This is a genomic window from Paraburkholderia phymatum (assembly GCF_040965635.1).
In the GTDB taxonomy this organism is placed as follows: domain Bacteria; phylum Pseudomonadota; class Gammaproteobacteria; order Burkholderiales; family Burkholderiaceae; genus Paraburkholderia; species Paraburkholderia phymatum_B.
Window position 1 is genome coordinate 163,608 of sequence record NZ_JBFRCH010000006.1, and the last position, 14,079, is coordinate 177,686.

The 14,079-nt window shown below is 63.2% G+C and carries 15 protein-coding genes; 5 read left to right on the forward strand and 10 right to left on the reverse strand.

All coding sequences use genetic code 11. The annotated features are described in order from the left end of the window. Positions 1 to 103: 103 nt before the first annotated feature. From AB4Y32_RS14380 to AB4Y32_RS14390, 3 genes are read left to right on the forward strand one after another with little or no spacing between them, the layout of a single operon-like run. Positions 104 to 1,363, forward strand: coding sequence for a M48 family metallopeptidase (locus AB4Y32_RS14380; protein ID WP_368721961.1), 1,260 nt, complete (start codon positions 104 to 106; stop codon positions 1,361 to 1,363). Next, the gene (gene rsgA, locus AB4Y32_RS14385; RefSeq protein WP_368721962.1) at positions 1,360 to 2,313 is read left to right on the forward strand and encodes a ribosome small subunit-dependent GTPase A; all 954 of its coding nucleotides are present in this window, start codon (positions 1,360 to 1,362) and stop codon (positions 2,311 to 2,313) included. The genes AB4Y32_RS14380 and rsgA overlap by 4 nt, the downstream gene beginning before the upstream one ends. Before the next feature lie 11 nt (positions 2,314 to 2,324). After that, positions 2,325 to 2,645, forward strand: coding sequence for a DUF2007 domain-containing protein (locus tag AB4Y32_RS14390; protein ID WP_368722133.1), 321 nt, complete (start codon positions 2,325 to 2,327; stop codon positions 2,643 to 2,645). Between the two features lie 78 nt (positions 2,646 to 2,723). Here the strand turns inward: AB4Y32_RS14390 and AB4Y32_RS14395 are convergent, their stop codons facing one another. From AB4Y32_RS14395 to rpsP, 6 genes are all read right to left on the reverse strand, one after another. Further along, positions 2,724 to 3,662 (reverse strand): CobD/CbiB family protein, encoded by a 939-nt coding sequence (locus AB4Y32_RS14395; RefSeq protein WP_342932798.1) that lies wholly within the window; start codon positions 3,660 to 3,662, stop codon positions 2,724 to 2,726. 154 nt (positions 3,663 to 3,816) lie between these two features. Continuing rightward, positions 3,817 to 4,515, reverse strand: coding sequence for a CoA pyrophosphatase (locus AB4Y32_RS14400; protein ID WP_368721963.1), 699 nt, complete (start codon positions 4,513 to 4,515; stop codon positions 3,817 to 3,819). A 91-nt stretch (positions 4,516 to 4,606) separates the two neighbouring features. Beyond that, on the reverse strand, positions 4,607 to 4,996 hold the full coding sequence (gene rplS / locus AB4Y32_RS14405) for a 50S ribosomal protein L19 (RefSeq protein WP_368721964.1): 390 nt from the start codon (positions 4,994 to 4,996) through the stop codon (positions 4,607 to 4,609). Between the two features lie 147 nt (positions 4,997 to 5,143). Next, the gene (gene trmD / locus AB4Y32_RS14410; RefSeq protein WP_368721965.1) at positions 5,144 to 5,911 is read right to left on the reverse strand and encodes a tRNA (guanosine(37)-N1)-methyltransferase TrmD; all 768 of its coding nucleotides are present in this window, start codon (positions 5,909 to 5,911) and stop codon (positions 5,144 to 5,146) included. A 24-nt stretch (positions 5,912 to 5,935) separates the two neighbouring features. Beyond that, positions 5,936 to 6,631, reverse strand: coding sequence for a ribosome maturation factor RimM (gene rimM, locus AB4Y32_RS14415; RefSeq protein ID WP_368721966.1), 696 nt, complete (start codon positions 6,629 to 6,631; stop codon positions 5,936 to 5,938). Between the two features lie 95 nt (positions 6,632 to 6,726). After that, positions 6,727 to 6,981 (reverse strand): 30S ribosomal protein S16, encoded by a 255-nt coding sequence (rpsP, locus tag AB4Y32_RS14420; RefSeq protein WP_006476550.1) that lies wholly within the window; start codon positions 6,979 to 6,981, stop codon positions 6,727 to 6,729. A 467-nt stretch (positions 6,982 to 7,448) separates the two neighbouring features. Between rpsP and AB4Y32_RS14425 the strand changes: the two genes are divergently transcribed. Beyond that, entirely contained in the window at positions 7,449 to 7,916 is a 468-nt protein-coding gene (locus tag AB4Y32_RS14425; RefSeq protein WP_087738984.1) for an NINE protein, read from the forward strand. A gap of 8 nt (positions 7,917 to 7,924) precedes the next feature. Here AB4Y32_RS14425 and AB4Y32_RS14430 read toward each other — a convergent pair whose 3' ends face one another. Together AB4Y32_RS14430 and AB4Y32_RS14435 are read right to left on the reverse strand one after the other, a co-directional pair. Further along, positions 7,925 to 9,070: a PA0069 family radical SAM protein gene (locus AB4Y32_RS14430; RefSeq protein ID WP_368721967.1), complete on the reverse strand. Its 1,146-nt coding sequence runs from the start codon at positions 9,068 to 9,070 to the stop codon at positions 7,925 to 7,927. 103 nt (positions 9,071 to 9,173) lie between these two features. Next, entirely contained in the window at positions 9,174 to 9,662 is a 489-nt protein-coding gene (locus AB4Y32_RS14435; RefSeq protein ID WP_368721968.1) for an Lrp/AsnC ligand binding domain-containing protein, read from the reverse strand. Between the two features lie 173 nt (positions 9,663 to 9,835). Between AB4Y32_RS14435 and AB4Y32_RS14440 the strand changes: the two genes are divergently transcribed. Beyond that, the gene (locus AB4Y32_RS14440) at positions 9,836 to 11,122 is read left to right on the forward strand and encodes a D-amino acid dehydrogenase (protein WP_368721969.1); all 1,287 of its coding nucleotides are present in this window, start codon (positions 9,836 to 9,838) and stop codon (positions 11,120 to 11,122) included. An 85-nt stretch (positions 11,123 to 11,207) separates the two neighbouring features. On the opposite strand, the gene AB4Y32_RS14445 is transcribed toward AB4Y32_RS14440, so the two are convergent. Together AB4Y32_RS14445 and AB4Y32_RS14450 are read right to left on the reverse strand one after the other, a co-directional pair. Continuing rightward, positions 11,208 to 12,998 carry an acyl-CoA dehydrogenase gene (locus AB4Y32_RS14445; RefSeq protein WP_368721970.1) on the reverse strand — a complete coding sequence of 597 codons (1,791 nt, stop codon included), beginning with the start codon at positions 12,996 to 12,998 and terminating at the stop codon, positions 11,208 to 11,210. Positions 12,999 to 13,108: 110 nt separating this feature from the next. After that, the gene (locus tag AB4Y32_RS14450; protein WP_368721971.1) at positions 13,109 to 14,056 is read right to left on the reverse strand and encodes an electron transfer flavoprotein subunit alpha/FixB family protein; all 948 of its coding nucleotides are present in this window, start codon (positions 14,054 to 14,056) and stop codon (positions 13,109 to 13,111) included. Positions 14,057 to 14,079: the final 23 nt, after the last annotated feature.

Consider the following 14,079-nt stretch of genomic DNA (forward strand, 5'->3'; position numbering starts at 1 on the left):
CGAGCGGGTCAGGCGACAACCGCAATGGGCCAACGATGGCGCGCTCCCGCCCGCAGACAGGAACAAACATATAATTCTCGCATAGAACCCACGGATTCCCCGGATGCCTACTCTGTACTTCACCGTTCTGTTCGTGATCGCCGTGGCGGCGATGGTCGGCATGAAACTCTGGCTCGCGTCGCGCCAGGTCCGCTTCGTCGCGGCGCATCGTGAAAGGGTGCCGCAGCAGTTCGCGGGCACGATCGCCCTCGCCGCGCATCAGCGCGCCGCCGACTACACCATCGAACGCACGCGGCTGACGATGATGGAGATCGTCGTCGGCGCGGCCGTGCTGATCGCGCTCACGCTGCTCGGCGGCGTGCAGATTCTCGATCTGGCCATCGGCGACTGGTTCGGCCAGGGCTACATCGGGCAGATCGCGCTGGTCGCGGTCGTGATCGCGATCACGGGCGCCGTCGACCTGCCGTTCGAGTACTACCGCCAGTTCGTGATCGAACAGCGCTTCGGCTTCAACCGGATGACGAAGCGCATCTTCTTCGTCGACCGCATCAAGGGCGTGCTGCTCGGCGCCGCTTTCGGCCTGCCGCTGCTGTTCGTCGTGCTGTGGCTGATGAACCAGGCGGGCGCGTACTGGTGGTGGTGGGCGTGGGTCGTCTGGGTCGTGTTCCAGATGCTCGTGCTGGTTCTCTACCCGGCCTTCATCGCGCCGATGTTCAACAAGTTCGAGCCGCTGCGGGACGAAGCGCTCGTTCATCGCATCGACGCGCTGATGAAGCGCTGCGGCTTCGCCGCGAAGGGACTGTTCGTGATGGACGGCAGCCGCCGCTCGGCGCACGGCAATGCGTATTTCACGGGCTTCGGCTCGTCCAAGCGCATTGTGTTCTTCGATACGCTGCTTTCGCGCCTGTCGGGCGGCGAGATCGAAGCGGTCCTCGCGCACGAGCTCGGCCACTTCAAGCGCCGCCATGTGATCAAGCGGATGATCGTCACGTTCGCGATCAGCCTTGCGATGCTCGCGCTGCTCGGCTGGCTCGCGCAGCGCACGTGGTTCTTCGAAGGCCTCGGCGTGCAGCCGTCGATGACGGGCAGCAACAACGGGCTCGCGCTCGTGCTGTTCTTCCTCGCGGTGCCCGTGTTCCTGTTCTTCGTGACACCGCTCGGCAGCCTCTTCTCGCGCAAGCACGAGTTCGAAGCCGACGCGTTCGCCGCGACGCAGACGGACGCGAGGGATCTCGTCAACGCGCTCGTGAAGCTGTATGAGGACAACGCGTCGACGCTCACGCCCGATCCGCTCTACACGGCGTTCTACTATTCGCATCCGCCGGCTTCGCAGCGGATCGACCGGCTGCTGCGTCACGCATGAGCGGCCGCTCACCGAAAGCTTTGCGCGCGGCAGCCGCCAGCGAGCGCGCGCAGGAACGCACGCGCGGCCTCGTGATCGCCGCACATGGCCGTCACTACATCGTCGCGCCAGAGGACGGCGGCGCGATGCTGCAATGCTTCCCTCGCGGCAAGCGCAGCGAGATCGCAGTCGGCGACCAGGTGCTGTACGAGCCGACTTCCGCTGATCAGGGCGTGATCGTCGAGATCGGCGAGCGGCGCAACCTGCTCTATCGCTCGGATCAGTACAAGTCGAAGCTCTTCGCGGCGAATCTCGATCAGTTGCTGATCGTGCTCGCGACCGAGCCGCATTTCAGTGAAGACCTGCTCGGACGCGCGCTCGTCGCCGCGGAAGAGAACGAGCTGAAACCGCTGATCGTGTTGAACAAGATCGACGTCGAGGCCGCGTTGCCGCTCGCGCGCAAACGGCTCGAACTGTATCGCGGACTCGGCTATGCCGTGGCCGAAGTGTCGATCAAGATGCAGCCCGAAGCCGCCCGCGAGACGCTCGCCGAACATCTGCGCGGACACTCGACGCTGCTGCTCGGCCAGTCGGGCATGGGCAAGTCGACGCTCGTGAACCTGCTGATTCCCGATGCGGAAGTGGCGACGCGCGAAATCTCGACGGCGCTCAATAGCGGCCGTCACACGACCACGTTCACGCGCCTCTACCCGCTTCCCGACGGCGAAGGCGCGCTGATCGACTCGCCGGGCTTCCAGGAATTCGGCCTGCACCATCTGACGGAGGGCAAGCTCGAGCGCGCGTTTCCGGAGTTCAGGCCGCTCTTGCCGAACTGCCGCTTCTACAACTGCCATCATCTGCATGAGCCGGGCTGCGCGATTCTCGAAGCCATCGCCGATGGCCGCATCGCGAAGGAGCGGCATGCGCTCTATGCGCAACTCGTGCACGAGGCGAGCCAGATCGTCCGCTGAGATTGATCATGATGAAGCTGATGCGCGCGCCGAACGTCGTGATCGGACAGCACTGGGTCAATCTGCTCGAGGCGGCGGGTATCGCATGCGAGTTGCACAACCGCTATCTGAGCGGCGCGATCGGCGAGATTCCGGCCGATCAGTGCGCGCCGGAGCTGTGGCTCGTCGATGAACGCGACGAGATGCTGGCGAGAAAAGTGATCGACGCGGGACGCAACGGGCCTGCCGCCAACGCGCCCAATTGGCGCTGCACGCATTGCGGTGAATGGCTCGAAGCGCAGTTCACCGTGTGCTGGAATTGCGGAACGGCGCGCGATCCTTTGGAAGGTTGACGGCGTTTTCGCGCGTGCGGTGCGCGGGCCGGCGTTTGGCCGTTCGTGCTGGCTTTCGTGCGGGGGATCCGTCAGCGTTCAGGCAAGCCAGACCGCGATGGTCAGCATCAGCAGCAAGATCATCCACAGGATGACGGCTCGCCACACGAGGCCCACCGCCGATTGCAGCGTGCGCGGCGTGCAGTCGTCGCCGACGGTCATCGGGCCGCCGTCGCCCGTCGCCAGTGCATCGAGGCTCGACACTTCGGCGAGCGGGCCCGCGAGCCGCGCGCCCAACGCACCGCTGCCGGCGGCAAGCAACACGCCGTCATTCGTATCGGGCCATTGGCGCGTGTGATTGCGCCATGCGTAAATCGCGTCCTCGAAGTTGCCGACGATCGCAAAGCCCAGCGACGTCAGGCGCGCCGGAATCCAGTCGATCACGAAGAACGCGCGCTGCGCGAACGTGGAGAACGCAACGGTCCGGTCATCGGCGGGCTGCGACCAGGCGCGCGCCAGATACTCGGCCGTGCGATACAGCACCGCGCCCGCCGGGCCGACGGGAATCAGGAACCAGAAGAACACGCCGAACACATGACGGTGCGACGCGACCACGGCATGAATCAGCGTGTGACGCACGATCTCGCTGACGGGCATGTCGACGGTATCGATGCCCGTCCATTCGTTGAGGATTTCACGCGCGCGCGGCACGTCATCGTTATTCAACGACAGATGGATATCGGTGAAATAGTGGCTGAACTGGCGGAAGCCCAGCGTGAAGTACAGCACAGCGACGTTCCACAGGAACGCGAGCACGAAGTGAATCTCATACAGCACGAAGTAGATCAGGCCGACGACGAGCGTCCACGGCAGCACGACGACGAGCCACGCAAGGAAGCCGTGCTTTTCCTTGCCGGCATCGAAGCCGTGCGCCGTCGATTCCGCATGGTATTGAAGGAGTGCCGCAACGGGATTGTTCGGCGACAGCGCGCGCACCTGTTCGAGGATGAGGGCCAACAATACGGAGAAAAAAGTCATGCGAGGCGCCGTGCTATTCGAGTTCTTGACGAGCGGTTCTGTCTTGCCGAGCTATCGGAATTGGTCATAACGATAGCACAGGGTCGGATGGGGCTGAGAGGCTGCGATTACAGACGCAATACGGCCGACCCCGCGCGTCGTACGCCGCTTCATGTCATGCGGCGAGGAAGCGATAGAAATTGCGCAACATGCCCGCCGTTGCGCCCCAGATGAAGTAATGGCCGCCCGCTTCGCCGCGCGGATAAGGCATTGCAAAAAAACGACGCTCGCCGCCTTCCCAGTGCAGCACACGCACCTGATGATTCCTCGGCTCCATCAGAAAGCGCAGCGGCACTTCGAAGATTTCGGCGACTTCAAACGAATCCGCCTTCACAGAAAACGGCGGATGAACGAGACCGACGACGGGCGTCACGCGAAAGCCCGTGCCCGTCAGATACTCGGGCAACGTGCCGAGCACTTCGACACGAGACGGATCGAGACCGACTTCTTCCTGCGCTTCGCGCAGCGCCGTTGCCGTCACGGTGGCGTCGGCGGGTTCGTGACGGCCACCTGGAAAGCTGACCTGCCCTGCGTGGTCGTTGAGATGATCGGCGCGCAACGTGAGCAGCACGCTCAGGCCCTCATCGCGAACGACGAGCGGCACGAGAACCGCCGCGACGCGCGGATCGCCCGTTTCGCGCCAGCGCACTTCGCGCGTCTCCTGCTTCCACGGCAGATTCTGCTCGAAGCGCGCGCGCAGGCCATCGGGCGTCAGGCGTGCGGGGACGACGGCGGGCAGATCGGTATCTGTCGCCTCGACAGGCAAGGCTTCGGGGTCAAATACGGGACGGGCGGGGCGTGAAGGGGCGGTCAATGGAAGTCTCGAACCAGCGCTTGTGGGACACAACGCTATTTTGACCTGGCAAAGAAAAAAGCACCCGTGAAGGGTGCTTTTCTTACAGCATTTACGCTTGAGCAGCTGCAGCGCGGTCTTTCGACACCAGCTTCTCTTTGATTCGAGCCGACTTGCCCGAACGCTCGCGCAGGTAGTACAGCTTTGCACGACGCACATCGCCGCGACGCTTGACGACGATGCTTGCCAGCAGCGGCGAATACGTCTGGAACGTACGCTCGACGCCTTCGCCCGACGAGATCTTGCGGACGATGAACGACGAGTTGAGGCCACGGTTGCGCTTCGCGATCACGACGCCTTCGTAGGCCTGAACGCGCTTGCGGTTACCTTCAACCACGTTGACGTTCACAACCACCGTATCGCCGGGAGCGAATTCGGGAATGGTCTTGCCTGCGAGCACGCGCTCGATTTCTTCCTGCTCGAGTTTTGCAATCAGATTCATCACTGACTCCTAATGCCATCTTGTCGGCGTTCGTACCTGCCTCGCGCAGCGCGCGCCCGGCTACGGCCCCGATAGAGGATGGGTTCACATCTGGAACCGGCCACGCATGGACGGCTCCGCCTGGGTCCCGCCTCGTCGCGCGAAGACTCAATGCTTCGCGGCTTCCTTGGCGAGATTTGCGAGCCATGCCTCGTCGGCACGGCTCAACAACCTGTTCTTTCTGGCCCGGTCGATCAGATCGGGCCGTTTGACGAGCGTGTTGCGCAGTGCTTCGCGCCGCCGCCACTGTTCGATTTCCGCATGATGGCCGCCGAGCAGCACATCGGGCACACGCTCTCCATCGTATTCCTCTGGACGCGTGTAGTGCGGGCAATCCAGCAAACCATCGACAAAGCTATCCTGCACGGCCGACTGCGCATCGTTCAGCACACCCGGCAGATGACGCACGACAGCGTCGATCAACGCCATGGCGGGAAGTTCGCCACCCGACAGCACGAAGTCGCCGAGGCTGACTTCTTCGTCGACGACACGATCGATCAGACGCTGATCGATCGCCTCGTAGCGGCCGCACAGCAGGATCAGACCGGGCTCCGCGGAAAAGCGCATCACCTTGTCGTGATTCAACGTAGCGCCTTGCGGCGACATCATCACCACGCGCGCGCCGTTGATGCCCTGCTCCGCCTGCGCCGCTTTCGCGGCGTCGATCGCATCTTCGAGCGGCCTGGCCAGCATTACCATGCCCGGGCCGCCGCCGTAAGGACGATCGTCGACGGTGCGGTAGTTGTCGGTCGTGAAATCGCGCGGATTCCACGTGCGCAACCCATAACGCTCCTGCTTCGCCGCGCGGCTCGTGATGCCCCAGTCGGTCAGCGCGCGAAACATCTCGGGAAAGAGCGTAACGATATCGAATTGCATCGCTCTCTCCGTGAAGCGAACGTTCTAGTAATCGGCGTCCCAGTCGACGACGATCTTCTTCGCCGCCTGATCCACCGTCTTGACATAGACGCCGACGAATGGGATCAAGCGCTCGCCGGTGACCGGCTTGCCGTCTTTGCCGGTAGCCGGATACTCGATGCGCAACACCGACTGCGCACCGTTGTCGATCAGATCCGCCACTTTGCCGAGTTCGACGCCCGCCTCGTTGACGACATCGAGGCCCAGCAGATCGACCCAGTAATACTCATCGGCTTCGAGCGCAGGGAAATCGCTGCGGCACACGTAGACGCGGTAACCGCGCAACGCGAGCGCGACATCCCGGTCGGCCAGGCCGCCCAGATGTGCAACGATACTGTCGCCATGAACCTTCGACTGCAGGCAGGGCGCCGATTTGCGCTCGCGACCCTTTTCGAGCCACCAGCGTTTGGCGTTGAGCAAGGCGTCGCCGCCCTGACCGGCGTCCGCATGCGCGGCCACCTTCACCCAGCCTTTGAGACCGTATGCATCGACGATTGCGCCGACTTCGATTGCATCGTCGGGCCAGCTTTCCGTCGATTCATCGCGCATTTCCTGCGCGGCCGCGACCTGTGCTGCGGGCCGCTCGACCGGCTTACGGACAAATGCGCCGAATGACGCCCGCGCGGTGGGCTGGGGCTTCGCCTTCGCGCGACCTGAACTATCCGAATCACGCTCCGACATCAGCGAACCTCAAGCCTGCATACGTCAAACGCGTACACCCCAGACTCGCACAGAACCGACGCTGCACGAGCCGACGATGTACCTTGAAACTGCATTTACGCAGCCGGTTGCGCCTTTTGCGCTTCCTTCACCAGACGCTGGACGGTCGGCGACAGTTGCGCGCCAACGCCTTGCCAGTACGTCAGGCGGTCTTGAGCGATACGCAGCGACTCACCCTTCGTAGCGACCGGGTTGTAGAAGCCAACGCGCTCGATGAAGCGGCCGTCACGACGGTTACGCGAATCGGTTGCGACGATGTTGTAGAACGGGCGCTTCTTCGAGCCGCCACGAGCCAAGCGGATGATGACCATACTAGAATCCTTGAAAACCGGGGTTCGAAACTACTGAAACACGCGATTATATCCCGAAACAGAAACCACAACAAACACTTAGCGGGATAAAACGGGCGGCAGGGTTGCAGCCGACGCCCACGCCGTCTGGACGCGCCGGCCTAAAACAGTCCGAGCCGGCCGGCTGGAGAGCCTTGAAGCCATCTTTAGCAGCCGGTTCCCGCAGTGCTCGCGGAGCCGTCGCGTACGCACCACGATTCCGTGCGTCGGATGCGTATTCTGATCCTTTTCGCTTCGGCGCTGCCGGTTTTGATGATCTGTCGGCGAAGTCGGCGTGGGTCGACGCTCTGCCGCGCAACTCCCAGCGGCGACGCAAGCCGGACATAAGCCATCGGAAGTGCCGCGCGGACAGCGGGCGGCGTAGAATGCGCGTCGCGCTGTGCATCGTATGCGCAGCCACGCCGCCCGTCACCCCGTCGATCACGTTCATGGCCACCGTCGCTACGCATCATTCGCGCTTTCGCTCCAAGACAGTCACCGCTGCGCTCGCGTTTTTCTTCGGCACGCTCGGCGCGCATCGCTTCTATCTGTACGGCGCGCGTGACGTGTGGGGCTGGGCTCACATCGTCGGGACGATCATTGGCATTCCTGGCTTCCTGCTGCTCGCCGCGACCGAACGAGCGTCGATCACGGGCTGGGTGCTAGCCGTTCCCGGGGCCGTATCGATACTGGCGGCGTTTCTGGCCGCGATCGTCTATGGTCTGCGTCCCGACGAAAAATGGGACGCGCAGTTCAACGCGCAAACGGGACGTCAAAGCCAGTCTGGCTGGACCGTCGTCTTTATCGTTATCTTTTCGCTGCTGATCGGTGCATTCCTGCTGATGACGGGTCTCGCACTGTCGTTTCAGACGTATTTCGAATCCCAGGTCGAAGCCGCGAAAGCGATCTCGCAATAGTCGACTCATCAGAAAAGGCTTAGCTGAGACGTTTCTGGTGCAACGGGTTTGGGTGGCTCGATCCGTTTGAAATGCGACATGTCGAGAATGCCGTGGTTGCGCGCATTCAAGCCTAGACGCCGTACCGCGTTCGCAAAACGTTGCCTCAGCAGATCGGCCCACAGCCCCTCGCCCTTCATCCGCGTCGAGAACGACGAATCGTAGTCCTTGCCGCCGCGCATATCGTGCACGCGGCTCATCACGCGGTCGGCGCGATCCGGAAAATGCGCAGCAAGCCAATCCTTGAAGAGCGGTGCGACTTCCCAAGGTAGACGCAACACGATATAGCTCGCGCTCGTCGCTCCCGCCTGCGCGCACGCTTCGAGCACGCGCTCCATGTCCTGCTCCGTGACGAACGGAATCACGGGCGCGATGCTGACGCCAACGGGAATTCCCGCGTCCGCCAGCGTGCGGATGGTTCTGAGCCGCCTCGAAGGCGTAGCAGCGCGCGGTTCGAGCGTGCGGGCGATGTCGGCGTCGAGCGTCGTAATCGTGATTGCCGCCATCGTCAGCCCTTTCTCCGCCATCGGCGCCAGCAGGTCGATATCGCGCTCTATCAGCGAGTTTTTGGTGATCGCCGCGAACGGCTGGTTATGGTCGCTCATCACCTGAATCACGCGCCGCGTCAGTTGCAAATCGCGCTCGGCTGGCTGCCATGCGTCCGTATTCACGCCTAGCGCGATCGGTTCCGGCACATAGGACTTCTTCGCCATTTCGCGCGCGAGCAATTCGGGCGCGTTGATCTTCGCGTAGATCCGGCTTTCGAAATCGAATCCCGGCGACAGCCCCAGATAGGCATGCGTGGGCCGCGCAAAGCAGTAGATGCAGCCGTGTTCGCAGCCGCGATACGGATTCAGCGATACGCTGAACGGAATATCCGGCGACTGGTTATGCGTGAGGATGCTCTTCGCGCGCTCCTCGAACACCTGCGTGCGCAGCGCGAGCCGGCCGCTCTCGTCTTCTGACGACGCGATCCAGCCGTCGTCGACAGCCTCGCGCTGGTCCACTTCATAGCGGCCCTGCAAATTCGTCACCGCGCCCCGCCCCTTGCGCGGGGCGGGCGGCGCGATCGGATATTCGGGGATGTCTCGGTCGTAGTCGGTCACGGCGCACATCAAAAGCAACGCGGAATACTGTGCAAATATACAGTCTTTGTGGCCTTTGTCGAGCGCAACCTTTTAGGGCCGATTCCGCGCGCGCGATGTCGCGCCGGACCGCTCATTCGCTGACGGCAATCGTCAGCGTTTCCTTGATTTCTTCCATCACGACATAGCTTTTCGACTGCACCGCGCCGGGCAATTGCAGCAGGATGTCGCCGAGCAGCTTGCGGTAGTCGGCCATTTCGCCGATGCGCGCCTTGATCAGATAGTCGAATTCCCCAGAGACCAGATGGCATTCGAGCACCTCCGGGATTTTCTTCACCTCGCGCCGGAACTGGTCGAACATGTTGCCGCTCTTGTGATCGAGCGTGATCTCGACGAACACCAGCAGCGCGGCGCCCAGCTCCGCCGGATTCACGCGTGCGTGGTAGCCGGTGATGACGCCGTCGCGCTCCATGCGCTTGACGCGCTCGATGCACGGCGTGACCGACAGGCCGACCTGCTCGGCGAGTTCCTTCATCGCGATCCGGCCGTCCTCCTGGAGGATTTTCAGGATCTTGTGATCGAGCTTGTCGAGCGCGCGGATGGGTTGACGCTGTGTACGCATGGTTTTTACTGAAAATCTGAAAAATACAATAACAAAACCTGCTCATACGCAAATAGTATAGCGGTTAACACTAGGCATCCGGCATATCACCTCGTTAATCGAACAAAAGCACGAACGACGAGGCCCTTCTTTCTCTTATACGCCGTGAGCCTTTCGACCTTTTGGGAGCAGCTATGCGTGTTGTCGTTCTGGGCAGTGGCGTCGTCGGGATCACGAGCGCCTATTATCTTGCGCGCGCGGGCCATGAAGTGACCGTGATCGATCGCGAAGCAGGTCCTGCGCTCGATACGAGCTTCGCCAACGCCGGCCAGATCTCGCCGGGCTACGCTTCGCCGTGGGCCGCGCCGGGCATTCCGCTCAAGGCGGTCAAGTGGATGTTCCAGAAGCATGCGCCGCTCGCCATCCGCCTCGACGGCACGCAATTCCAGCTGCAATGGATGTGGCAGATGCTGCAGAACTGCACGTCGGAGCGCTATGCCGTCAACAAGGGCCGCATGGTGCGCCTCGCCGAATACAGCCGTGACTGCCTGCAGGCGCTGCGCGCCGAGACGGGCATCCAGTACGAAGGCCGTACGGGCGGCACGCTGCAACTGTTCCGTACTCAACAGCAGCTCGACGGCGCCGCCAAGGACGTCGCGGTGCTGAAGGAAGCGAACGTTCCGTATGAACTGCTGATGCCTGGCGACCTCGCTCGCGCCGAGCCCGCGCTCGCCGCGACCTCGCACAAGCTGACGGGCGGTCTGCGCCTGCCGGGCGACGAAACGGGCGACTGCCAGCTGTTCACGACGCGCCTCGCCGGGCTCGCCGAGCAACTGGGCGTCAAGTTCCGCTACAACACGCCGATCGACGCGCTCGCAATGGAAGGCGACCGTATCGCCGGCGTGAAGTGCGGCAGCGAGATCGTGCGCGCGGACAGCTTCGTCGTGGCGCTCGGCTCGTACTCGACGAAGTTCCTGTCGGGCCTCGTCAAGATTCCCGTGTATCCGCTCAAGGGCTATTCGATCACCGCGCCGATCGTCGATGCCAAGTCGGCCCCCGTGTCGACGGTGCTCGACGAGACGTACAAGATCGCGATCACGCGTTTCGACAACCGGATTCGCGTCGGCGGCATGGCGGAAATCGTCGGCTTCGACAAGAAGCTCAAGAACGCGCGCCGCGAAACGCTGGAAATGTGCGTGAACGATCTGTTCCCGGGCGGCGGCGATACGTCGAAGGCGACGTTCTGGACGGGCCTGCGCCCGATGACGCCGGACGGCACGCCGATCGTCGGCCGCACGCCCGTGTCGAACCTGTTCCTGAACACGGGACACGGCACGCTCGGCTGGACGATGTCGTGCGGCTCGGGCCAACTGCTCGCCGATCTGATCTCGGGCAAGCGCCCGGCGATCCAGTCGGGCGATCTGTCGGTGTATCGCTACCTCGGCGAAACGACGGGTCAGACGCGTCCAGCTTACGCCTGATCGATTCTCCGCTTCGATATGCGACAACGGCGCCCACGGGCGCCGTTGTTGTTTGCTGGGCATGTACCCCGGCTTCCCGCGGCGCTCAGAACTGATCTTCCGACAACGCCAGCACGCCCTCCGCGCCCTTCGCGCTGACGATCGACGCCTCCAGCGCGACTGCCTGCGGCAACACATGTTCCGCGTAGAACTGCGCGGTGGCGATCTTCGCGCCGTAAAACGACGGGTCATCCGCGTGCTTCTGCTGCGCGACGAGCATCGCGCGCGCCATCTGCCAGCCACCGAGCACGATGCCCGCGAGCTTCAGATACGGCACGCTGCCCGCAAACACCGCATTCGGATCGCGCTTCACATTTGCGACGACAAAGGCCACCACCGATTGCAACGCATCATGTCCACGCGACAGGTGCTTATGCATCGCCCCGAACGCCGCGTCATCGTGCTGCTTCAGCGCTTCGACGGTCTGCGCGATCTCCGCGAGCAGTGCCTTCGCGACCGCGCCGCCATCGCGCACCGTCTTGCGGCCGATCAGGTCGTTCGCCTGGATCGCCGTCGTGCCTTCGTAGATCGGCAGGATGCGCGCATCGCGGTAGTACTGCGCCGCGCCCGTTTCCTCGATGAAGCCCATGCCGCCATGCACCTGCACGCCGAGGCTCGCCACGTCGATCGACAGCTCCGTGCTCCAGCCCTTGACGATCGGCACGAGGTACTCGTAGATCGCCTGATGTTCGGCACGCTTCGCGTCGTCGGGGTGACGGTGCGCGAAATCGCAGTGTGACGCCGCGACATACGCGAGCGCGCGCGACGCCTCCGTGAGCGCGCGCATCGTTGCGAGCATGCGGCGCACGTCCGCATGCTGGATGATCGACACCGCCTGCTTCGCCGAGCCATCGACGGGCCGGCTCTGCACGCGTTCCTTCGCGTATGCGACGGCCTTCTGGTACGCGCGATCCGACACGGCGACGCCCTGCATGCCGACGGCAAAGCGCGCCGCATTCATCATGATGAACATGTACTCGAGGCCGCGATTCTCCTCGCCGATCAGATGACCGATCGCGCCACCGTGATCGCCGAACTGCAGCACGGCTGTCGGACTCGCCTTGATGCCGAGCTTGTGTTCGATCGACACGCAATGCACGTCGTTGCGCTCGCCGGGCGAGCCGTCTTCGGTGACGATGAACTTCGGCACGATGAAAAGCGAAATGCCCTTCACGCCTTCGGGCGCATCCGGCGTGCGCGCGAGCACCAGATGGACGATGTTCCCGGCCATGTCGTGCTCGCCCCACGTGATGAAGATCTTCGTGCCGAACAGCTTGTACGAGCCGTCGCCCTGCGGCTCGGCGCGCGTGCGCACCAGCGCGAGATCCGAGCCCGCCTGCGGCTCGGTGAGGTTCATCGTGCCCGTCCACTCGCCGGAGATCAGCTTCGGCACGTAGGTACGCTTCTGCTCTTCGCTGCCTGCCGTGAGCAGCGCCTCGATCGCGCCGTCCGTCAGCAGCGGGCACAGCGCGAACGACAGGTTCGACGCGTTGAGCATCTCGATGCAGGCCGCCGCGATCAGCTTGGGCAGCCCCTGGCCTTCGTACTCGACGGGATGCTGCACGCCCTGCCAGCCGCCCGCGGCGAACTGGCGAAACGCATCGGCGAAACCGGGCGTGGCCGTGACCACGCCGTCCTTCCAGCTGCTCGGGTTCCGGTCGCCTTCGACGTTCAGCGGCGCCAGCACTTCGCCGCACAGTTTCGCGGATTCTTCGATCACGGCCTGGGCCGTTTCAAGGCCGGCCTCTTCGAAGCCGGGCAATGCAGCGACGTCGTCAAGCCCCGCCAGTTCTCGCATCACGAACATCATGTCCTTGATGGGTGCCGTGTAGCTCATGTTGTGCCTCCTCCACGACTTCGATAAAAAAGGGGCGCCGGATTCAACATCCTCGCGCCCCTTTGTCTGGTGCCTGACTGTCGAGCGCCGTCATGCGGCGCGGTGTTCTATCAGCCGAGTGCGTTCACCAGTTCCGGCACGAGCGTGAACAGATCGCCAACGAGACCATAATCCGCGACGCTGAAAATGGGCGCCTCTTCGTCCTTGTTGATCGCGACGATCACCTTCGAGTCCTTCATGCCCGCGAGGTGCTGGATCGCGCCCGAGATGCCCACCGCGATGTACAGCTGCGGCGCAACGATCTTGCCGGTCTGGCCGACCTGGTAGTCGTTCGGCACGTAGCCCGCATCGACGGCTGCTCGGGATGCGCCCATTGCTGCGCCGAGCTTGTCGGCGAGCGGCTCGAGAATCTTCGTGTAGTTCTCGCCGCTGCCCAGACCCCGGCCACCCGACACGATGATGTTCGCCGACGTCAGTTCCGGACGGTCCAGCTTCGTGACTTCACGGCTCACGAACTGCGAGATGCCGGCATCGGCTGCGGCTTCGATCTTCTCGACCGACGCACTGCCGCCTTCTGCTGCCACCGGGTCAAAGCCCGTTGCGCGTACCGTGATGACCTTGATCGGATCAGCCGATTGCACGATCGCGATTGCGTTGCCTGCATAGATCGGGCGCTCGAACGTATCCGCGCTATCGACAGCCGTGATGTCGCTGATCTGCGCGACGTCCAGTTTCGCGGCGATGCGCGGCGCGATGTTCTTGCCGTACGCGGTAGCAGGCGCGAGGATGTGCGAGTAGTCCTTCGCGATGTTTAGTACCGTCGCCTCGACGTTTTCCGCCAGGCCCGCTTCGAGTTGGGGCGCATCGGCGTGCAGCACTTTCGCCACGCCTGCAATCTTCGATGCAGCTTCAGCAGCCGCCTGCGCGTTGTGACCCGCAACCAGCACGTGAATGTCGCCGCCGACGAATTTGCCAACTGCGTGCGCGGCAGCAACCGTGTTCAGCGTCGCGGCCTTGATCGACGCGTTGTCATGTTCAGCAATTACCAGAATCGTCATTTCATTCGTCTCCGCTATTCCGT